16 protein-coding genes and 3 pseudogenes are annotated in these 20713 nt (G+C 57.2%); 9 read left to right on the top strand and 10 right to left on the bottom strand.

The window, feature by feature from the left end:
• Position 1: 1 nt before the first annotated feature.
• The gene (locus AAC029_RS15070) at positions 2 to 2143 is read left to right on the top strand and encodes a hypothetical protein (protein WP_339749412.1); all 2142 of its coding nucleotides are present in this window, start codon (positions 2 to 4) and stop codon (positions 2141 to 2143) included.
• A gap of 166 nt (positions 2144 to 2309) precedes the next feature.
• Here the strand turns inward: AAC029_RS15070 and AAC029_RS15065 are convergent, their stop codons facing one another.
• The 5 genes from AAC029_RS15065 to AAC029_RS15045 all read right to left on the bottom strand — a co-directional run bounded on the left by AAC029_RS15065 (position 2310) and on the right by AAC029_RS15045 (position 9394).
• A complete protein-coding gene (locus AAC029_RS15065) occupies positions 2310 to 2837 on the bottom strand; it encodes a hypothetical protein (RefSeq protein ID WP_158535349.1) in 528 nt (175 codons plus the stop codon).
• 148 nt (positions 2838 to 2985) lie between these two features.
• Positions 2986 to 3846: a ribose-phosphate pyrophosphokinase gene (locus AAC029_RS15060; protein ID WP_112062117.1), complete on the bottom strand. Its 861-nt coding sequence runs from the start codon at positions 3844 to 3846 to the stop codon at positions 2986 to 2988.
• Between the two features lie 3 nt (positions 3847 to 3849).
• Positions 3850 to 5370 (bottom strand): thymidine phosphorylase family protein, encoded by a 1521-nt coding sequence (locus AAC029_RS15055; protein ID WP_339749408.1) that lies wholly within the window; start codon positions 5368 to 5370, stop codon positions 3850 to 3852.
• Entirely contained in the window at positions 5367 to 6743 is a 1377-nt protein-coding gene (locus AAC029_RS15050; RefSeq protein ID WP_339749406.1) for an MBL fold metallo-hydrolase, read from the bottom strand. Before AAC029_RS15050 ends, AAC029_RS15055 begins: the two co-directional genes overlap by 4 nt.
• A complete protein-coding gene (locus AAC029_RS15045; protein WP_339749404.1) occupies positions 6740 to 9394 on the bottom strand; it encodes a xylulose 5-phosphate 3-epimerase in 2655 nt (884 codons plus the stop codon). The genes AAC029_RS15050 and AAC029_RS15045 overlap by 4 nt, the downstream gene beginning before the upstream one ends.
• Here AAC029_RS15045 and AAC029_RS15040 point away from each other — a divergent pair.
• Both AAC029_RS15040 and AAC029_RS15035 read left to right on the top strand, forming a co-directional pair.
• Positions 9363 to 10601, top strand: coding sequence for a hypothetical protein (locus tag AAC029_RS15040; protein ID WP_233349717.1), 1239 nt, complete (start codon positions 9363 to 9365; stop codon positions 10599 to 10601). The two genes, AAC029_RS15045 and AAC029_RS15040, sit on opposite strands and share 32 nt — an antisense overlap.
• 324 nt (positions 10602 to 10925) lie before the next feature.
• A pseudogene (locus AAC029_RS15035) lies at positions 10926 to 11731 on the top strand (IS3 family transposase); the annotation flags it as partial.
• Between the two features lie 236 nt (positions 11732 to 11967).
• On the opposite strand, the pseudogene AAC029_RS15030 reads toward AAC029_RS15035, so the two are convergent.
• Positions 11968 to 13240, bottom strand: a pseudogene (locus AAC029_RS15030) (IS110 family transposase).
• 137 nt (positions 13241 to 13377) lie between these two features.
• Between AAC029_RS15030 and AAC029_RS15025 the strand changes: the two are divergent.
• Positions 13378 to 13722, top strand: a pseudogene (locus AAC029_RS15025) (integrase core domain-containing protein); the annotation flags it as partial.
• A 119-nt stretch (positions 13723 to 13841) separates the two neighbouring features.
• Here the strand turns inward: AAC029_RS15025 and AAC029_RS15020 are convergent.
• From AAC029_RS15020 to AAC029_RS15010, 3 genes are all read right to left on the bottom strand, one after another.
• Positions 13842 to 14537: a copper resistance protein B gene (locus AAC029_RS15020; protein WP_290482969.1), complete on the bottom strand. Its 696-nt coding sequence runs from the start codon at positions 14535 to 14537 to the stop codon at positions 13842 to 13844.
• A 24-nt stretch (positions 14538 to 14561) separates the two neighbouring features.
• Positions 14562 to 16160 carry a copper resistance system multicopper oxidase gene (locus AAC029_RS15015; RefSeq protein WP_339749400.1) on the bottom strand — a complete coding sequence of 533 codons (1599 nt, stop codon included), beginning with the start codon at positions 16158 to 16160 and terminating at the stop codon, positions 14562 to 14564.
• A gap of 135 nt (positions 16161 to 16295) precedes the next feature.
• Positions 16296 to 16775: a hypothetical protein gene (locus AAC029_RS15010; RefSeq protein WP_290479231.1), complete on the bottom strand. Its 480-nt coding sequence runs from the start codon at positions 16773 to 16775 to the stop codon at positions 16296 to 16298.
• Between the two features lie 202 nt (positions 16776 to 16977).
• Between AAC029_RS15010 and AAC029_RS15005 the strand changes: the two genes are divergently transcribed.
• The 3 genes from AAC029_RS15005 to AAC029_RS14995 are packed head-to-tail and all read left to right on the top strand — an operon-like array spanning position 16978 to position 18318.
• Positions 16978 to 17295, top strand: coding sequence for a hypothetical protein (locus tag AAC029_RS15005; protein WP_035550516.1), 318 nt, complete (start codon positions 16978 to 16980; stop codon positions 17293 to 17295).
• An 8-nt stretch (positions 17296 to 17303) separates the two neighbouring features.
• Complete coding sequence (locus AAC029_RS15000; protein ID WP_339749396.1) at positions 17304 to 17738, top strand: periplasmic heavy metal sensor; 435 nt, start codon at positions 17304 to 17306, stop codon at positions 17736 to 17738.
• Positions 17739 to 17748: 10 nt separating this feature from the next.
• Entirely contained in the window at positions 17749 to 18318 is a 570-nt protein-coding gene (locus AAC029_RS14995; protein ID WP_035550522.1) for a sigma-70 family RNA polymerase sigma factor, read from the top strand.
• On the opposite strand, the gene AAC029_RS14990 is transcribed toward AAC029_RS14995, so the two are convergent.
• Complete coding sequence (locus AAC029_RS14990; protein ID WP_081806086.1) at positions 18315 to 19223, bottom strand: DMT family transporter; 909 nt, start codon at positions 19221 to 19223, stop codon at positions 18315 to 18317. The two genes, AAC029_RS14995 and AAC029_RS14990, sit on opposite strands and share 4 nt — an antisense overlap.
• Before the next feature lie 138 nt (positions 19224 to 19361).
• Here AAC029_RS14990 and AAC029_RS14985 point away from each other — a divergent pair, with 138 nt between their 5' ends.
• Both AAC029_RS14985 and petA read left to right on the top strand, forming a co-directional pair.
• Positions 19362 to 19811: a hypothetical protein gene (locus AAC029_RS14985; protein WP_290845665.1), complete on the top strand. Its 450-nt coding sequence runs from the start codon at positions 19362 to 19364 to the stop codon at positions 19809 to 19811.
• 317 nt (positions 19812 to 20128) lie between these two features.
• Positions 20129 to 20683, top strand: coding sequence for a ubiquinol-cytochrome c reductase iron-sulfur subunit (gene petA, locus AAC029_RS14980; protein ID WP_035550527.1), 555 nt, complete (start codon positions 20129 to 20131; stop codon positions 20681 to 20683).
• Positions 20684 to 20713: the final 30 nt, after the last annotated feature.

Genomic DNA, 20713 nt, shown 5'->3' with positions numbered 1-20713 from the left:
AATGGTGAAACTCACGATGCAGCGATCGCAAAATCAGATCGCGACGACCTATGCCCCCGACAAGCACTTCACCTTTGAGGGGGGCGTCGGCGCATGCCGCTCTGTGCCGATTGCACGCCCGGATACAAGCATAACACGCGCTGAAAAAAATCAGATTCACGAAGGCGTTTTAGAATTTATTCAAAACTGGCTCCGCCGAGCAACTGTCCGCCTGGATCCGCCTGTTCAGAACCGGCAAGCGCTTGATGATCAGGTTTTTCTCGATCATGACGGCAAACCTGGCTTCGATGGCGCGAGGTTCGAATATTGCAAACCGGACAGGCTGGCCTATCGGCCCGATCCACTCCTCTTGGTGTGCGCAAACTGCTCACTTGTGCACGAAGTAAAGCTCAAAGAACTCGCGCACGCCGACGGAAAATTTAGGAATGTGGCGCCGTGCGAAGACGCCAGCGACGGTGTCCATGAGTGGAGACAACTTGATGTCGTATTTGCGCATTGGTCGGGGCGGGTTGATCCTCTCTCGCCATTTCGAAAAGACTCCGATGCGAATGGAGGCATCAATCAGCAATTTCCCGGCCGTTGCGCTGCTGGCCTGAAATGCGCGTTCAAGCTTCACAAAGGCCGGTCCGGAAAGTTCCGGGATTGGTATTTCCATTGTCATTGCGGCGAACAACGCGGATTGATCCAGAAGGACGAATACTCGCTAAAGTGGCTGCATGATCGCTATGTGCAGGATCGCTCAACGCTCAAAGAAATCAATATGCTGCCGGTCTCATACCGGGCCAACAGTCTGTACTATGTGCAATCGGAACAAATGATCTCCTACGAGTCGACCGAGCACATCGATTTAATGGCAGATGACAAAATTGAGGAGCTTACGACCAGGCTTCTAAAACTCTACGATTATCCCGCGCAGATTGCCGATGATGGGGCAATTATCGAGGCGTTGCAGGGCGTGAACCAGCCTGCCGCACTCGATCTCGCCGCGAAGATCGAAGAAGCCGGAAAAGCCTTGGCGACCGTTGAAGCGAGCGGTATCCAAGCGGCGATCGAGGCACTAAAAACGTCCCTTGCGGGTTATCGGCAGACTGCTTTCGATCAAGGCTGGATAAAAGGTGGACCGCAACCGCCTGCCGCGCTCTCACGCCAAATTCGACATCGGTCACAATATGCCCGAAAGTTCGACCCAATACGGCTCGGGGTTGAGCATGAGACCTTGCGCTCAGAGCAGCTTGATGTGCCCGTCTCCAAAGATGCCATTAGTCCAGTCGTGGACTTAACCAGTCCAGATGAAGATCTTCAGCCAAGCGGCGACAGCGCCGCGCGCCTCGCCGAACTCAAAAAGGTGATCCTCAGGAAGACAGAACTTGGATTTACCGAGCTTAAGCTTCTGCGGAATTTGAACATGCTTCAATATTCGTTCGGATATAGCCGTGTGTCAGCCACGCCGACGACAATGCAGAAACATATGCAAATGCCAGTGCGCCTCTGCGGTTTTCCGAAGATCGATGGAGGCAAGCGTCCCATCTATGTGCTTCGCCAAAGCAATGAAGCCCTTTACATCAAACTTGATGAAGCGCGCGTGCGGACCTGGCTGATCGACAATGGTCTTGGCGATGACCTCCAAATGGAAGACGGGCAAAAGCTCGGAGGGCGCCTCATTGAACTCTACAATGATTTTGGCCGGTTTGCTGAAACCTATTCTGAGACAACGGGACGGCGGGAACGGGATGTGCCCGTATTTGTGTTCGGTGTCCTTCATACGCTCTCGCATCAACTTATTCATGCCTGCTCAAAGTATAGCGGGCTTGATTTGGGCTCGTTCGGAGAACGCATTTTCCCGGCGGATCTCGCATTTGTCATCTACCGGAAAGGCATGACGCCCGATTTGGGTAATATCGCTGCGATGTGGCGCAACTATGGATTAGAAGTGCTCAGCGCGCTTGATCATCCGCGCGCGTTGCGCTGCGGATCAGGGTCTCTATGCGACCATCGCGGGGGCGCATGCCCGGCTTGCATCATGATACCTGAGGTGAGCTGTGTCGCCGGCAACAATATTCTTTCACGCGCTTTTCTCGGCGGAGGGCCGGCAATGGCCTGGGATACCAATTCTGAACGTATCAAGGGGTTCTTTGAGATCTGATGCCTGCAATGCGTATTGCGGATTTTAGTGCGATGTTGAGCTTGTTTCATTCGGTGTTAAGGCGAGTAGTTAAAACGGGCTCAATAGCAGCGTTGCTCTGAAAACGCTTTGCTGACCTCGGCAATACTGTCGCCGAGGTCAGTAGGACTTAACCGATTGGCATGCCTTACATGCCGCGATTGTGCTGCTGCAGTTCCTGAAAAGTGAGATACCCATCATCATCGGCGTCTGCTTCCAGAAACACGTGCTCGGTGAATGCGTCATGCTCGCTGAGGGTCACAACACCGTCGCCGTCGCTGTCCATGAGTTGGAAACGTGCTTTCTTGCGCAGGTCGGCCTGCTCACGCATTTTCGCCCGGCGCGCATGATGGCCGGCGCCATAGGGGCCTGGTCCGAGCTGCGTGCCTTGAAAATCCTCAAGCGTCAGACCGTCGCCATCGGCATCCATCAGCGCGAAATTCGCGCTGTGCCAGGCATCAAACTCTGCGCGGCTGAGTAAACTGTTACCGTCAAGATCGTGTTCTTGCATCCTGCTGCGTAGGCCAAGGTGTAGTCGAACGCCGTCGCGCTCTGTCATGTGTGCCGCTGGTTCTTTTTCCTGCTGAGGGTTTGGGGTTTCAGCTGCGGCCATGCTCGTCAGGAGTAACGAGGTGGTGAGCAAGGTTGAGATAAGACGTGTAGCTTTGTGTTTCATGACACACTCCATGAAGGCCTGACCGTGACACGGTCAGGCGTTTTGTTCCAAAGCCGGTTTGTTTGATAAAGCATGGCGACCCTGCCGGTTTGATTTCTATCAAAAAGACCGTTGGGACCGGTCAAACTGCGCGCCCTCATTGCAGCGCCTAGCCGACCAGTAAGGGCGTGATCGAAATCTCATTTGAGGCATGTTGGACCGCATTGGTCGATACGACACGTGTCGAGACAGACTTAAGGTCCTCATAGGCATTGCCGGCAAAGAGCGGATGGACGATCACGCAGACCGGTTTTGCAAAACCAGCGGTCTCAAAGTGGCGGGCCGCTTCCATCATGGTTCGCCCGGAAGAGGCAATGTCGTCGACAAGAACGGGTTGATGGCCGGTCCAGTTTTTAAGGCCAGGCGCTGTCACTTCTACATTGCGGTCGCCATGGCGGACTTTGGAGAGCACAAGATGCGGGGCGCTCGCCCGGTCGGCCACGTCGGACACCCATTGCTCGCTCTCCGCGTCCGGGCCAATGATGAGCGGCTTGTCGACATGGGCCTTGATCCAATCGGACAGTGCCGGGGCGGCGTGCACAACCTTTGTATTGATTGAAAAAACGTCATTGAGATCGTGGATCCGGTGCAAATGCGGATCGACAGTGACAACCCTGTCAAACGCACCTGAGAGCAATCTGGCAAAGTGTCCTGATGACACAGACTCGCCGTCTGAAAATCTCTTATCCTGACGCATATAGGCAAGGTAGGGCGCAATCAGCCCAACCGACGTGGCACCAAGCTCACGCGCTGTATAAGCGGCAAAAAGAAGTCCTGGCAATTGCGGGTCAGGCCGGGCGAGCGTGCAAACCAGTTCGACTGCTTTTCCAGAGACATCTGAGGTGAGGCGCACATAGGTCTCTTCGTCCGGGAATCTGCGGTGTTCAAGGGTGCCAAGTTCAGAACTTGTGATTTTGGCAAGCTCGAAAGCCATAGCTTCATTACCGGGAAGCGGAATGTAAATCGTCATGGGTCAACCCTCAATGGTGAAGAGGCCGGCATTGGCGTGAGCGTAGCTCATGGCGTAGTCGATCTCGCCAGACGCCTCTGCGTGGATGGTGAGAAGCGGCTCCCCGATCGTGATTTGTTCGCCCAGGCGCTTGTGAACGGTCAGACCAGCGGCCGGGCGTTCGGGAGCACCAGCAAGTTTTGCGAGCCTGGAGAGCTTTCGATTATCGATTGCTTTCAAGACCCCTGACCGAATTGCCGCGACGGGCGCAGTTTGCGCTGCGCGCGGTGGTTCGCGCAAACCGCCTTGAGCGGCGCATATGGCCTGAAACTTCGACCAGGCAGATCCATTGTCGAGCGCGTCCTGAGCCATGGCCACTCCGGTATCCGGTTTGGCACGGCCCGCAAGTTCAAGGGCGGCGCCAGCCAGCGTCAGCACCCGTTCGCGAAGATCTGGCGGCGCGCTTTTGCTTCTTTGCAAGACCCTGAGCACGTCCCAGGCTTCGAGCGCCGGTCCGATGCCGCGCCCGACGGGTTGAAGCCCGTCGCTGAACACGCAATGGGTCTTGAGGCCAAACCCACGTGCAACGATCGTCATGTGCTGGGCAAGGGCGCGGGCACCGGCAACACTACGCAGTTTAGCGGTTGGTCCGACGGGCAAGTCGAGCACCACATGGCTCGCGCCGGCGGCGATCTTCTTTGACAAGACTGACGCGATCAGCTGACCTTCGGCGTCGATGTCGAGGGCCCGTTCAATGCGGATGAGAATATCATCGGCCGGGCTGAGCTGGACCGCGCCGCCCCAGGCAAGGCATCCACCTTCCGTTTCAACAACCCGCCTGATGTCTGGCAGTGACAGATCGACCTGAGTGAGCGTCTCCATCGTATCTGCGGTTCCAGCGGGCGATGTGATGGCGCGCGAGGAGGTCTTTGGGATCGTCAAACCCAGGCTGGCCAAGATCGCAACAACAATCGGCGTCGTGCGATTTCCGGGTAGGCCGCCCACGCAGTGTTTGTCGATGACCATGTCGGTATTCCAGTCGAGTTGCTCTCCAACGTTCACCATGGCGCCGGTCAGCGAGGTGATTTCGTCTATGTCGAGGCTCAGCGTGGAACAGGCTGAGATAAAGGCGGCCAGATGAATATCAGAATACAGTCCGGCGGCGATATCAGTCACGATCCGGTCAAATCCATCGCTTGCCAGCCGTTTGCCGGTCATCCGTTGACGCACATCAGAGAGAGATGGAAGTGTCGGAGCATGGCTGACTTTAAGATCTGCGCCGGGCTCGGCGCCAAGCCGGCTCCAAGCCGCTTCAGAAAGACCAGCCTCGCTAAGGGCCAGCCAGTCATCGTCGATCTGGTGCAGGGTCGCGACCACGTCCCGCCCGTCGCAACTGATCAGCACACGCGCGCGCGACGTCAGTCCCTCTGAACGGCAGACCGGGCAGTCGGTCCGCATTAGAACGATCGCTTCGTCCTGAGCATGCCATTTCAGGCGTCGCGCGGACAGGGTCGTGGCGGCGTGGGGTTGATTATCATGCGTCATTCGTCGCCGCCTCCAAGCTCATAGGCCTTCTCGATGGCAACAACATCAGTGCGCCAGCCGAGCTCATCCTGCATTCGCGTGCTTAGCGCCTCTGATGCATCGGGTTCGCCGTGAACAATAAATGCTTTTGCCGGACGCTTTTCAAAGCCGCCAAGCCAGGAGATCAGCTCGTCGGCATCCGCATGGGCTGACAAAGCTGGCAGGCTGGCGATCTCGGCGCCGATATGAACGTCGTGGCCGAACATTTTGACCTTGCTTGCGCCCTTGAGAATCTTGTCTCCGCGCGTGCCACCGGCCTGATATCCAGCAAACAGGATCGTGTTTTTCCGGTCTCCACCAAATGCCTGAATATGGTGCAAAACGCGGCCGCCTGTGATCATACCGCTCGCTGCGATCACAACCTTTGGCATCAGATCATTGGTAATGGCTTTTGAAGCGTCGACGTCACGCGCATAAGTCGCAATCGCGCAAGTCTCTTCACAAACCTGCCGCGCAAATCTGTGATCATCGAGGTGTGCGCAGAGAAGTTCAGTTGCGTTTATCGCCATTGGGCTGTCGAGATAGATCGCGACATTCTCGAGCCGGCCCGCTTTCTTGAGCATCCAGATATGGTAGAGAATGAGTTGAGCGCGCCCGACCGCAAAGGCTGGAATGACCACTGTCCCGCCGCGTCTGGCGGTGCGTGCAATCACGTCACCCAGCTGTTCCATGGGATCGAGCTTCGGATGAGTGCGATCTCCATAGGTCGACTCTATGACGACGTAATCGGCATTTTGCACCGGCTCAGGGTCAAACATGAAAGGGTCGTCATAGCGGCCAAGGTCACCAGAAAAGATAATGGTTTTGCCGCCCCAACGAACTTCAACGGTCGATGCCCCAAGAATATGCCCAGCGCGGCGTAAATAGATATCGGCCCCAATCGCGAGATGAACGTCCTGGTGAAAGTCGATTGGGGTGAGCTGCTCAATCGCCGCTTCGGCATCGGCGATCGTATAAAGTGGTTGAGCAGGTTTGTGGCGCGTGTAGCGAAGGCGGTTGGCCCGCTCGGCGTCTCGCTCTGAAATATACGCGCTGTCGCGCAGCAGGATTTCGCAAAGATCTTTGGTCGCGCTCGAGCAATAAACGGGACCGCGATAACCTTCTCTGACCAGTTTTGGTAGATAACCACTATGATCAATGTGGGCGTGCGTGAGGACAATGGCATCGATGGATTTTGGATCAATCGGGAAGGGCGCCCAGTTGCGCTGGCGCAACGCCTTATATCCCTGGAACAGACCACAATCGATCAGTATACGCTGACCTTCATATTCAAGAAGATGGCGTGAGCCGGTTACGGTTCCAGCGCCGCCAAGACTGGTCAGGGTGAGGGTCATGATGCGTGCTCCCGGCGCAGAACAGGTTTTGAGCGCTCGAGAGCGGATGGGTCGCCTTGCCCGTCAATGGCGCACCGTTCCTCCTCCGATAGAAGATCGAGAGGTTTATTCGGAAGCAGCGCCATGGCGGCATCGACAGTATGAGCCCAGGTGCAGCGATTGGCGAACAGCATGCCTGCGACATCAAATGTTCCGCCGCGAGAAATGTAGCCGAGCGCGCGCAATTGTTCCGGCCCGCCATCCAGGCGTCTCAGCACACCCGTCATCGGTTCGGGCCGCGTATGCGTTAGTAGTACTCTTGCCAGCCCGCGCGGGAAAAGGGCTTCAAGCCTGTCTTCGCTCGCTGTGAAAGCCTGCTCCATTGCGTCGCGTCCCATGCGGAACCTGCCCGGTTCAAGGATCAAGGTGACACAGCATGGCACGCCGCGTTCAGTGAGACGCTGGAATGCGGCGAGGGCTTCGTGCGCCTGATAAGCGCCGATCGCGACCAATTGAATGTCGGCTGTCATGATATCACCGGCGATATGAAGCGCTCCATTTTCCAGCGCGTGTTCGGCTTCCTCTTCGGATAGAAGGTTTGGGACATCTCGCTTCGGTGTCACCAGGCAGGCGATTTCGCCGCGCCCACGATAGATGTTGCGCAGCGCTTCAGCAGCGCTGGCCGCGTCCACCGGGAAGATCACCCGAGCGGTCTCCGACATTTCTCCGAGCAGCGCTTCGGGCAGTGTCGGGTCCTGGTGGGATTGTTCATTCTTGGCATTTTCCCAAGTATGCGATGTTGCAATAAGCGGAACACTGATCCAGCCCGGAATCTGACCGAGTTCTTTCTGGCGACGTGCGAAGATAATCTCCTGGCGCAACGCGCCGAGCATCTTCATGGCGAAGGCCTCGTAGCTCACTGCGAGATTCAGCCCGCCCTTATTGCCAAGGGCTGCTGCAATCACAGCCTCTTCATTCAGCGCCGTGATGACGCGGCCATTTATGGATTCAGGCGTGCCGGGCTCAGGCGCATTGACCCGATGCTTGAGCATCTCGAGTGTCAGCGGCATGTGGTTGCTGCGAAGCTCGTCAGGGTTTGCAACACGGACTCGCAAGTGCGGATTTGCGCGCACAATTTCGGTGAAACACTGATCGATCGCGTCCATTGCGCAATTTAGGCCGGGGGTGCCGAGCGAACGCGCGTCCGACCTAGGCAATACGGGATCAGATACCTTGCGAACGGCGAGGGCGTTCTGGCTTTCCAGCACGCGGTTTTGCATTTTATGGACGCTTAGCGTCCGGACCGCATCCTCAAGCATGTCAGGCGGTGTGTGGAGCGCTTGTACGCCGTCGTTAAAGAGCGCGCGTGCGCCCTTATTGGTATGCGGACTTCCGTCTAGTGGGAGATTGTGGGCGCTATTTCCGCCAGCTCCTGGAAACCCAAAACCCTTGATGCAGGGCGCGATCAGATAAGGCAGCCGCGCGGGGTAGGGGCCGTCTGCATCGCTCAGTTTTGAAAGCCGGGCTTCCGCCTCCAATATGCCCCATGCATAAGAGAGGGGATCATGGCCATCGACAATGATCGGGTCGAACCCGCTTAAGGTCAAATGCTTGACCAACCAATCAAGTCCGCCTTCCTGACTGATTTCGGTACGCTGTTCGATCCGCCGGCCATTCAGCACCATCACAGGCACGGCGAAACCACTATCGCTGGCGCGCCACCAGCGCGGCGCCCAATCGGATCCGCGCTGCTCTTCGAATGCGCCGTCGCTCAGAAAGGCGACAAGGCGCTCGCCCGGCAATGGCATGTGGATATATTGAAGGCTGGTGAATCCAAGATACCCGCCTTCCGACAACCCGCCAGCTGTATTCGGATTGACGTGGCTACCGAGCGGCACGCCGGGGCGGCCATCGGGGGTGATCGCATAGCCGTAAAAGTCGTTGACGAGCCGGGAAAGGCCTACTTCACTGCGATCATAGCGTCCTTGCTGCGCGGCTGAGACATCGCCTGTGAGCGCGTTGATGGCTTCAATTGCAGCGACGCAATGACCCTGCCCAAGGGTCCAGGCACGGGTATGGCCGCTCAACGCATTGGCGGCGAGATAGCCTGCAAATGCGATCGCCATGTTGAGCGACCCGCCCATATGGCCTTCTGGCGAGGGTTTGAAATCCTCCGCCTTCAGGGGTGCGCCAGACAGGTCGACGCGGCGTGCATATGACATGTGCGCGATGAGCCACATTGCCGCATTCGCCAGTCTGTCCGTCGCCGAGAACACGTCTGCAGCCTCGGTTTGTGTGAGCGCCAAAAGCCCGCGGTCGGCGTTCTGCAAGATACTCTGAAGTCGCTGCTTCGTCTCGGTATTATGGACGATCACACCATATCCGCTGGTCCATTGTTCTGTCATGATCGTCGATATCCCCCTGCCAGTTCGCGCATCAAAAATCAGGTGAGCAGTCTTGATACGGCGCGTGGCGGGCAAACCCTCACGATCAGATTTGCGTGGATTCAGGCCGGCTTTCGCGGTCCAGAAACGCAGCCTATAAGCAGGAGAAAGGCGATGAGTGTGATGGTTCAGTCTCGCCCAGAAAGGGGTTTTGATGCGGTGCGATAAAACCTGCGAACTGCCTGGCGCAAGTGATTTGATTTCCCTCAACAAGTCCTGCTTTTGCATGACGCTCGGCAGGGCCGATCTTGATGAAGCCATTTTGGATCATGCCGGCAATGATGAGCTCTCGGCGCTTCTGGCGGCGCGGCCCAATCTATTTGCGGCCACGGCCGTTTTTGTCTCACCATCGGACCTGCGGGCGATGCAGGCGCAAGTGTCTGCAATTGAAGCGGTGGCATCCCTGACGTCTTATCAAGAGGTCGCCCTGGCACGCTCAAATGATAATATTTTCAGCGCTCAGACCGGCGCACGCGGTCTGTTCATGGGATACGATTTTCACATCTCTGAAGACGGACCCAAACTCATTGAGATAAATACAAATGCCGGCGGAGCCTTCCTGGTCAGCGAGCTCCAGCGCGCTGCGGCGAAACATGCTGAGGCTTGCGGAGATGCGCGTCTCGCGGATTCGGACGCAATCGATGCAGTCCTTGTTGAAAGCTTCATCTCTGAGTGGCAGGCGACGGGACGGGAGGGCCGTCCGGGCAGGTTGGCTATTCTCGATCAGGACGCATCTGGGCAGTATCTCTATCCGGACATGGTGCTCGCGAGAGACTTGTTGGCCCGCAACGGCATCGAAACCCTCATCCTTGACCCCGAGGCGCTCACCTATGAGAACGGCGATCTTGCGCACGGTGGAAGAGCTATCGACATGGTCTATAATCGGCTAACGGATTTTGATCTGTCCGAGCCAGGTCATGCACATCTGCGCGCCGCGCTCCTCGACGAGGCGGTGGTTATCAGTCCGGCGCCGCGCCACCACGCGCTCTATGCCAACAAACGAAACCTGATTTGGCTTAGCGATCCAGATTCGCTTAAATCGTTTGGCGCGGATGACGCAGACCGACAGGTGCTTGCGGCGATCCCCGATACGCGGCGCGTTACCGAAGACGTCGCTGATGAGCTTTGGGCGACGCGGCGAGGATACTTCTTTAAACCCGCCGCGGGTTTTGGCAGCCGTGCTGCTTATCGTGGTGACAAGCTGACGAAACGCGTCTGGTCGGCAATCCTGGAAGGGGATTATATTGCTCAAGCCCTGGTCCCGCCGACGGTGCGCGCTGTAACTGTCGACCAAGAGCCGGTAACACTGAAGTATGACGTTCGGCTTTACACTTATGCCGGGAAAACACTGCTGTTGGCTGCCCGCGTTTATCAGGGACAGACGACCAACTTCCGCACCAGCGGCGGCGGGTTTGCGCCGGTGTATCAGTTCTGATGATCTGGCATGCTTCGTTTTCGGATAATGGTGCGAAGTCACACCAAACGCTCTAACTAGGGCGCTCATCGCTGCCTCTCGATTTAACGCCAATCTGAGTTCAATTAGCCAAATCGTCCGCAACTCGGACGAGTTGAAGAAAATCAAAAAATCAACTCTTAAGAGATCTGTGCTAGTTTTTTGAAATGGCTAAGCGATCAAAACAAGGCTCATTGGCCGCGCCTGAAAAGCGTGTCGCTAAGGCGTTGCTTCAACGCGGGTATTGACCTGAGCCCCGATTGGTCCCGCATTTGAATTGAGAGTCTGTCGTTATGGAGACAGACAATGCGCAAGAGCAAATTCACGGAAGAACAGATCATCGCGATCCTGGCGGAACAGGAGCGCGGCATGTCGACGGCGGATGTCTGCCGGCGTCATGGCGTCAGCTCGGCCACCTTCTACAAATGGAAGGCAAAGTTCGGCGGGATGGACGTGTCCGATGCCCGCCGGCTGAAGACGCTGGAGGGTGAGAACGCGAAATTGAAGCGCCTTCTGGCGGATGCGATGCTTGATAATGTCGTTCTGAAGGATCTGCTGGGAAAGTACTGACGACGCCCCAGTTGAAGCGGGTGGCGGCGCTCGGAGCGATGTCGGATCATGACATCTCCCAGCGTCGCGCCTGCCGACTGGTCAGCGTCGATCCGAAGACTGTCAGGCGAGAAGCGGAGCCGGATAATCCGGAGATCCGCAAATGTATGCGCGAGATCGCGGCAACGCGCCGCCGGTTCGGCTATCGCCGCATCGGCTTGATGCTCGAACGCGAAGGCATCGTTATGAACCACAAGAAGCTGAGGCGCCTCTACAGGGAGGAAGGCCTGGCGGTGAAGCGACGACGGGGACGCAAGCGCGCCACCGGGACGCGCGAGCCGATGCCTGTCCCGGACGGTCCATCGAAACGCTGGAGCCTTGACTTTGTGTCTGATGTCTTCGGTCCGGCGCGGCGGTTCCGGATGCTGAACGTGATCGACGACTATACCCGGCAATGCCTGGCACTGGTGGCCGACACCTCCCTGTCAGGCGCGCGTGTGGCGCGGGAGCTTGATCGCTGCATCCGCCTCTATGGCCGGCCGGAGACCATCGTCTCGGACAACGTCCTATGAAAGGAAGCTCAGCGGGAATGGGCCAACAGGTCAGTTGTCCGCGGGGCCGATTTTGGCCTCGCGCTGCGATTAAAATCTCCCAGGCGTCTTCTGCGGTCAAGAAGTCAGTTCTTCCATAGCAAACACAGGGTCCATGGGATTGTGGCCCTCACCGTCCTTAAGACGAGATCCGATTTCCCAGGCAGAAGACCCGAACATTATCTACGAGGTCGCGCTGTGGGCGCGCCTCAACGGCACTTGCAGAGCGGGGTCCTTCCGCCTGGGACCGCGTCCTTCGAAGAAGGGGCGGTAGTCTGTCTCGGTCTTGATCACGGCATGGGCGGTGCGCGCCATCTTGGCGGCGATCGCGGTGAACGCCTTGCGCTTGAGATGGGGATCGGCGTGATCGCGAGCGATGTAGCGTTCGTACTTGTCGCGGAAGCCATTCTCGCGCTGCCGGATGGCGACCTGGCCAGCCATCCAGAATGTGCGCCTGAGCCTGGCGTTGCCATACTTCGACAATTTCGTCTGGCCGCGGAAGACGCCCGACTGCTGGGTCGACAGGTTGAACCCGCAGAACTTCAGGAACTGGCGGTGGTGCCGAAACCGGCGCAGATCGCCCGCTTCGGCCAGAATGGTCAACGCGTTGATCGGGCCAACGCCAGGGATCGTCTTTAAACGGATGAAGTCCTCATGCTCGCCGAGAAGGTCTTCAGCTTGTTGTTCGATTTGGTCGCGTTGCGCCACGAGACTGCGCCCTTCAGCGAGGACCAGCCGAAACATGGCGATCGCAGGTGAGTCGATAGATACCGGAAGCCCAATGGAATCTGCAGCTGTCGCGTAGATGTCAGAGATCAAGCGACGCTTCGAGACCTTCCTGCCCACCACATCCCAGGCCGCTTCGGCAAAGGTGTCTTCAGGCATGCAGGTGATCGATCCCGGTGTTGGAAACTGCTCGAGGAAAGCGAGGAACCAGTCGCTGCGGGAGTTGCCTGCGAACCGTTCAGCCTCCGGAAAATAGAGCGGCAGGTAATGCGTTCGGAGGCGATGCCAGAACTCGGTTTTGGTCTGTGAGATGACGGCGTGCGTCTTCGACAGCTCCTGCAGGTCGTTGAGGCCGTGGACCAAAGGATCGTGCCAGGTCTGGGTCAGTCCGGTCTGCATCATATGCAGCATGACCTGAGCGTCCTTCGGATCGTTCTTGTCCCAGGAGTTGTGCATCGCTTCGCGTGTTCGGGCGAGTGACAAGGACGAGATCAGCTTGAGTGAAAAGCCCGCTTCCTGAAGTCGCCAAGCGATCGGGCGGTGATAGTCGCCGGTCGGCTCAAAGCCGACGACCACGGGCGCATTGTAAGCAGTGAGCGTCTCTACGAGGCGCTCGTGATCTTCCTTGATGTTGCGAACGGTGATCCGCCGCCGGCGCTTGCGCCCCGGCTCGGCGATCAGCACCTCGTTGCGATGCTTGGCGATATCGATGGCTACGAGAATGGGATGAACTGGCGTAGTATCAGACTTGGTCATGGCTGGGCTCCTCTCTTCAGTCGTGGTCGGCAAAACCACTGTAAGAGACCTGAAGGCCCGGTCGTGACCGCCTGCCTGCATGGACGAAGCCAAGCAGGCGGTCACGACCTCCGAAACGCCGGTTCCCAATGTGCTATGGGACCGAGCTGACCTCGCGCGCCATCCTGGAATGGCAGAACGAGACCGGCATCGCCTGGCACTACATCGCGCCGGGCAAGCCGCAGCAGAACGGCTTCGTCGAGAGCTTCAATGGCAAGCTCCGTGACGAATGCCTCAACGAGGAAGTCTTCGACAGTCTCTCCCACGCCAGAAAGGTACTGGGGCGCTGGCGGCACGATTACAATCATCACCGGCCTCACTCATCGCTGGGCGGGCTGACGCCCGCAGCGCGCCGGTCGCTCGAGCTTGTCGGGGGCTCCACTCCCGGCGCGCTCGCCAGACATCAAACCTTGGACTATGAAAGGGTCAGACTCTCGAAATAAACGAGGGAGCCGAAGGGCTCAGGTCAAGGCCCGCATCCTTCGATGCGGGCCTTAGCTTCCGTCTGCTGATTGATTGCCGGTCCGGAGTCGCCAATAGAAACGCTGCCTCCTAAGAATCGCTAGAACATGGTTCGCAAGCCGACTTTAAAAACGGTGTCATCCGCGCTGCCGGTTTCCAATCGTTGAAAGTCAGCGGTGTCGCCATAGGCTTCTTCATAGGCAAGCTCGACATAAGGTGCGAATTCACGGGTGAATTCATAGCGCAATTGAGCGCTGTATTCCGCCGTCGCTAATCCCGAACCAATCTGCCGGGACAGATCGTCTTCGGCATAGAAATCGAGCGCGATACCGGGTTCGAGGATCAGGCGTTGCGTGAACAAAAGTTCCCCAGTCGCTTCAAAGCGGGCGCTGACATCGCCGCTCGAAGAAACAAAGGCGGCTGCATCAACTTCGAAGAAATAGGGCGCAAGTCCTTGCAGCCCTATAACGCCATAGGTCTCGCCTTTAGGCTCAAGGTCGTAGCGCACACCAATCTGGGCATCCCAGAATTTTGAAATGTATCGTGAATACAGCGCCTGGACCTCGGCGTCCTCGAAGTCGCCATCGGCAAATTCACCTTCGGCCTTCCACCAGAAGCGATTATAATCGCCGCCAACCCAGCCTTGGGCATCAAAGGCGCCGACGGTTTCATCATCAATCTCGGCAATATCGGCTTCGATCAGCGTGTAATTGTAGACCGGGTCACCTTCGGCTGCGAGGGCGGGCAGGGCGGTCGCCATAGCGAGCGCACCCACGAGCAGGAAATTGGGTTTCATCTGTTTTGTCCTTATGGGTGTTTGTTATTGAACGCCGCCAATGACATTGACTTGCCGGAACATGCCGGTCGCGGCGTGCTGGAGAATGTGGCAGTGAAAGGCCCAGGATCCGGTGGCATCGACGGTTACATCGGCGGAGATGGTTTCACCTGGCCGGATGGTGATCGTGTGCTTGCGCGGTGCCATGTCGCCCTCGCCATTCACCAGATCCATCCACAATCCATGCAGGTGCATCGGGTGCTCCATCATGGTTTCGTTCTTGAATGTGATACGAACGCGTTCGCCGTAGTTGAATTCAAGCGGGCCAGCGTCACCGAACTTCACGTCATTAATCGACCAGAAATATCGTTCCATATTGCCCGTGAGACGTAGCTCGACCTCGCGGTCTGGCGCGCGCCGGTCCGTATATGGGGTAAGCGCGCGAAGATCGTCATAGGAGAGAACTTTCTCTCCATGCTCCATCGCAGGCATTGCGCCATGTCCGCGATGGGCGTCTCCACTCATGTCCATGGTCATCTCATCCATGCCGGCAGCTTCACTTTCAGCCATTGCGCCGTGGCTGGCATGGCCTTCTCCCATCGCTGCCATTGTCAGCTCTGGCCGGGGCCCAAGTTCCGGGATCGCCGCTTCGGCGCCGGGTGTCTCGCTGAGGGTGCCGCGGGCATATCCTGAGCGGTCCTTTGCGGCGGCGAAGATCGTATATGATTGTCCCGCCTCAGGCTCGACGATAACGTCGAAGGTTTCAGCGATAGCGATCGGGAACTCATCAACCGAGACTGGCTCGATGTTCTGACCATCGGCCTGGACCACTGTCATTTTAAGCCCCGGAATCTTGACGTCGAAATAGGTCATCGCGGCAGCATTGATGAACCGGAGGCGGACTTTCTCGCCCGCTTCAAAAAAACCGTTCCAATTGTCTTCAGGTGTTTCACCGTTCACCAGAAACGAGTAACCGGTAATGTCTACAATGTCGGTTGGATCCATACGCATCCGGCCCCACGCCAGTCGCTCCTGGATGACGTCCGTCTTTTCGCCGCGATCAGCATTTCTCCAGTCGCGCCAGAGGTCAAAAACGGTTCGGCGATTATAATTGTAATAGTTCGAGCGCTTCTTGAGATTGGCGAGCGCTTTGTAAGGACTGTCGTTCAGCCAATCGGCGAGTATGATCACATGCTCGCGATCATACTCGAAGGGGTCGGGCTTTGCCGGTTCGATTATGATGGGCGCGAAGACGCCCTCCTGTTCCTGCAGGGCAGAGTGTCCATGGTACCAGTACGTACCTGACTGATTGGCGGTGAAGTTATAAGTGTAGGTCTCGCCCGGCGCGATGCCGTCAAAACTGATCCCCGGAACGCCATCCATACCAGCGTCCAGGATAATCCCATGCCAGTGAAGCGAGGTATCTACGTCGAGTGTATTGGTGACATTGATGGTGACGTCTTCGCCTTCACGCAGTCGCAATAGAGGGCCAGGGCTCGTCCCGTTAATGCTGACGCCAGTCAGCGTCTTGCCATCGACCGTCCGTTCAAATTGGTCGATCTCCAGATTATAGACGTCTGCGAGTGCGGCAGGCGCGATCACGCTGCTTGTCGCGATGAGCAGTCCGGCGAGTTTGAAACGCATGATGTTCTCCTTCTTGCGTTGGACGCCGTTGGAATATTGGGGGAGGAATGGGCGTCCTTGTCGGATGGTTACGCGGCCAGACCAGTCACCCCTTATGCCCCCTTGGGGTATGAGGGGTGACACTTTAGCGACCCGTCACCGCCGCATCGCGCTTTTCAGCCAGGCAAAGGTCAGACTCGGGATGATTAGCCACTGCAAGAGTGGCGACAGCCCAGTGTTGAGCGGTCCGATCGTCGGCATTGTTTCGCGATAGGCCCAACTTTCGCGGATCGAAATATTCAGCCATTCGCTGAACACCGTATAGGTCAGTCCAATCAGGAGGCTTAACCCTGCAACGCGCCAATAGTGTTTGTCTGGCCATCCACGGCGCCCCGCGATGAGCCAGGCGATCGACAGCGAAGACCCGGCGATTAGGACATCGCCAAATGTGCAGTGAGCAATGGCGAAGGCGATCTCGGCACGTGTTCCATCAATCCAGATCGTGTAAAGCGGCGCGTGAGCGATTTCCCAAATCAGGTTTGCGGCCGCGATAATCAGACTGTAGGCGAACAGGAACTGTACCAACCGCCAGTTTGGAGCAGTGCTTGGTTTTGGAATGTCCAGTTCTTGCGTCATTGGCGTCTCTTGCGAAAATGCGATCAGGTTGCCAATTTCTACGTGTCGACAGGTAACATCCCTCACATGCAGATCGGCATTGTCAGGCGCGCGATCGGTGCATATTGACTTTAATCAATGTTTTTTTGAGGGAGCGCGAGAGCCGCTGCGTATAAGTCAATACGTAATCCTCCCTAAATTTGCTTCTCGAAAGGAGAGCGCCATGAAAAATGACATAGACGCGCTCATCAAAGATTTAAAGGCGGCGCCCCTTGATCGCGACCTTCACAATCTCGAAGTCGAGGTTTGGGAGCGAATTGACGCGCGCAACCCGGCCGGACACCCAGCTTCGCCCGCAGCAATTACCACAGACGGACGCCTTTTTGCGACACCGGCCGTAAGCCGAACCGCAGCGGTTGCGCTTGCGGTTGCAATCGGCCTTGTGGTCGGATTGTTCGGGGCGCCCAGCCAGTCATCATCGAGTGATTTTTCGGTCTTCTCTGTTGATGCGCCATATGCCCCGTCTGGGATTCTGAGGTAAGACGGGTAATGAAACTCGAACACTGGATTATTGTCGTTTTCCTAGCCCTGTGCGCGGGCATGACCGGCGTGTTTGTCGCTGGAAACTGGGCCGCGACGCATCCGGTTGAAACCGCTTCCGGTTTGCATGAGCTGGTCCATCACGACTTGGATCTCTCAGCGGATCAGGGGGCAGAACTCGAGCTAATCGAACACCGTTTCGCGGCTAAAAAAGCTGAGCTGGAACAAAAACTTCGCGCGGCCAACCTCGCACTCGCTGGCGCTATGGAGGCCGACAAATCCTATTCGCCCGCTGTTCAGGCGGCGATCGATGATTTCCACACAGCCATGGGGGAGCTGCAAAAAGTCACTATCGAGCATGTGTTTGAGGTGCGCGAGATCCTTACTGAGGAACAAGCGATCGTCTTTGACGTGGAAGTCGTTCGATCACTGACGGAGCTTTAGACATATACACGTGCACAACACAGAGCGAACAGATGCAGAGCTTGCTGTAGCCGCAGCAGGGGGCGAGGAACGCGCCTTCACCGAGCTCATGCGCCGTTACAAGGAACCGCTCTACCGCTATGTTCATCGCTCGATGCGTGGCAACGAAGACGCCTATGATGTGCTGCAGGAAGCCTTTACCGCAGCCTGGCGTTCGATTGACCGATATGACCCGTCGCGGAAGTTCTCGACCTGGATCTACCACATTGCGCTCAACAAAGTTCGTGATCATGGCCGCAAACGCGCCGTGCGAAGCTTTTTCTTTCAAGCGGCACCTCTGGAGAGCCCGGATCGGCCGGATATCGCCGACCACTCGCAAAATGTTCAAGCTGATTATGAACACCGTGATGAGCTGAGCCGTGTCTCGAAAATGGTGGACGCGCTGCCAGATAAGCTGAGGCAGGCCTTTACGCTGCAGGTTCTACAAGACATGCCCCAAAGTGAGGTGGCCGAAATCCTTGGTGTCTCCATCAAGGCTGTGGAAACACGGGTTTATCGCGCCCGGAAAATCTTGCAGGAACAGGTCGAAAAGCTCGATTAGGCTTCTTTTTCGGCAGACATTAGCGGCGACGTTTCCGACCTTGGGCGCGATGCGAGATAGACCCCGATGGCGGCGAGCGCGCCGCCGCCAAAAACATTCATCGTCATTGGCTCTGAGAAGAATAGCGCGCCAACTGAAACACCAATGATCGGAACGAGAAAACTGAATGCAGCCGCCTTGGATACATCCAGCGACTGCAGCGTCACCTGCCATAACCAATAGGCCAGCGCCGTCCCGGGCAGGGCGAGGCTAAGAAGTGAAATTATGAATTGCGGCGACCAGTCTATAGCTGTTGGGGATTCGGTCGTGAAAGCTAAAATTGAGATCGGGATCGCTCCAATCAAAAGCTGCAACCCCATCGCCATCGCCGCATCGATGCGTGTCGCTAAGGACTTGATGGCGATATTGCCGACCGCCACGCCGCTGGTCGCCGTAATCACCAGGACCAGACCGAAAGCTGTTGATCCCCCGCCCGAGGCCAGGACGCGCGGTATCGCAATGAGCGCCACGCCGCCGACGCCGAGGCAAAGCCCAAACCAGCCAATCGGTCCAAGGCGTTCGCGCAGAAACACGACGGCAAGCACAGCGGCGATCAGCGGCTGGAGGCTTTCGATCACGGTGGCAAGACCGGGAGACACAAACTCGGCGGCGTGAAACATGCCAAAGTAGCCAATGCCGGTCATTCCGAGGCCAGCAAGCGTGATCCAGCCCCAAACGCTCCACCCGCGAGGCCACGCGGCTCGGCGCAGAGCGGCGACGCCTATTAAAATACTACCAGCCAGAATGGCGCGTAGCGCTGCAAAGGTCAGGTGAGGCGCATAGTCGAGCCCCAGCGTGATGAGCGGATAGCAGGAGGCCCATAAGACCATGACGAGCGCTGCGAGAATGCGGGGGCTGACAATCAAACCAGGGCTCCGGTGAAACACTTGAAAGAGTGGAGCCGATTATGAGGGCGCCGCCTGTGTGCTGCGTAATACGTTGCAAGTGCCCAATACCCTTGGGCTCGAATAATTATATAAAGGATGCCCCTCATGAAACCAATCTTGATCACCGCCGCCGCTATTTTTGCCTTGTCGCCCACGGCCTTGGCTCAAGACGGCCACAAGACGCACGATCACAGCGAAACACCTGCCGTTGAAGCAGAGGCAGACGCCGCCGAGGCCAAAACCTGCATGGCGGGTCATGAAGGCATGGAGGGCATGGAGGGCTGTATGGCCAACATGGAAGATAAGATGGCTGAAGGTCATATGATGGACCATGGCGGCGATCACATGATGGATAGCGACAAACCCATGATGGGCGAGGGCGGCATGGCGATGGACATGGACAAAATGACGGAACATGGCGCGGATGGCCATAAAATGCATGACGCATCAGGCGAGCATCCAATGTCTCCGGAAGACTGTCAGGCCAAGCATGAAGCCATGGGCCATGATCCAGCTGAGCACTGCCCAATGATGACGGGCGATAAGGAGGAGGCTGCCACAGAATAAGGCGTTTTCGGGCGTTGTTGTTCAGCGCCGCCGCCTTGGTCCCGGGCCCTCGCAGTGCGTCCCCCCCCCTTACATTGCGAAGGCCCGGACCAGAAATTGTTCGCTGCGACGAACAATGAACCAGAACGCGATCATGCCCTCCCCCCCCCTTCTCGTGCGATCTCGTTCTGAACTTGCCGCGTCCCATATGCCCTCCAAAGCCATCATGGGGCGCGGCAAGATTTTCAATGAAGGACAGCAGGCTGCAATAAGTCCTGTAATGAAAAAGGTGTGCCCAGCGTCTGTTCCAGTGATGAAGGCTTCAGGGAGTATATTTCATGTCAGACACCGTTCCCGCAGATCCAGAGCGACGTGATTTTATCTTTATTGCGACGACTGCCGCAGCTGCCGCTGGAGCAGGCTTAGCGGCCTGGCCGCTTGTTGATCAGATGAACCCCGCCAGCGACACACGTGCGTCAAGTTCGCTCGATGTAGACGTTTCGAAAATACCGGTTGGCGGTGAAATCCGGGTTCTGATCGGCAGCAAGCCGTTTTTTATTCGCCGCCGCACCGAAGCGGAGATCGCCGCTGCCAATAGCGTGAATATTGAGCGATTACCGGACCCCGAGACGGATGAAGCCCGCTTAAGACCCCGCCCCGATGGCACGCTCAACCCCGCTATATTGATTACATCGGGCGTCTGTACCCATCTTGGCTGTGTGCCGGTTGGTCCAAATCAGGGCGCGGTCGGAGACTATGGCGGCTGGTACTGTCCCTGCCACGGATCGCATTATGATATTTCTGGGCGGATCAGAAAAGGACCGGCGCCGCTGAATCTGCCTGTCCCAGACTATGTCTATCTGACCAATGATTTAGTGACGATCTCGATTTGAAAAACCGATTTGGAGCGCTTGTCACCAAGA

It is taken from the genome of uncultured Maricaulis sp. (genome assembly GCF_963975345.1).
Taxonomy (GTDB): domain Bacteria; phylum Pseudomonadota; class Alphaproteobacteria; order Caulobacterales; family Maricaulaceae; genus Maricaulis.
Note: the sequence above shows the minus strand (reverse complement) of the source record. Positions and strands in the feature narration are given on the sequence as shown.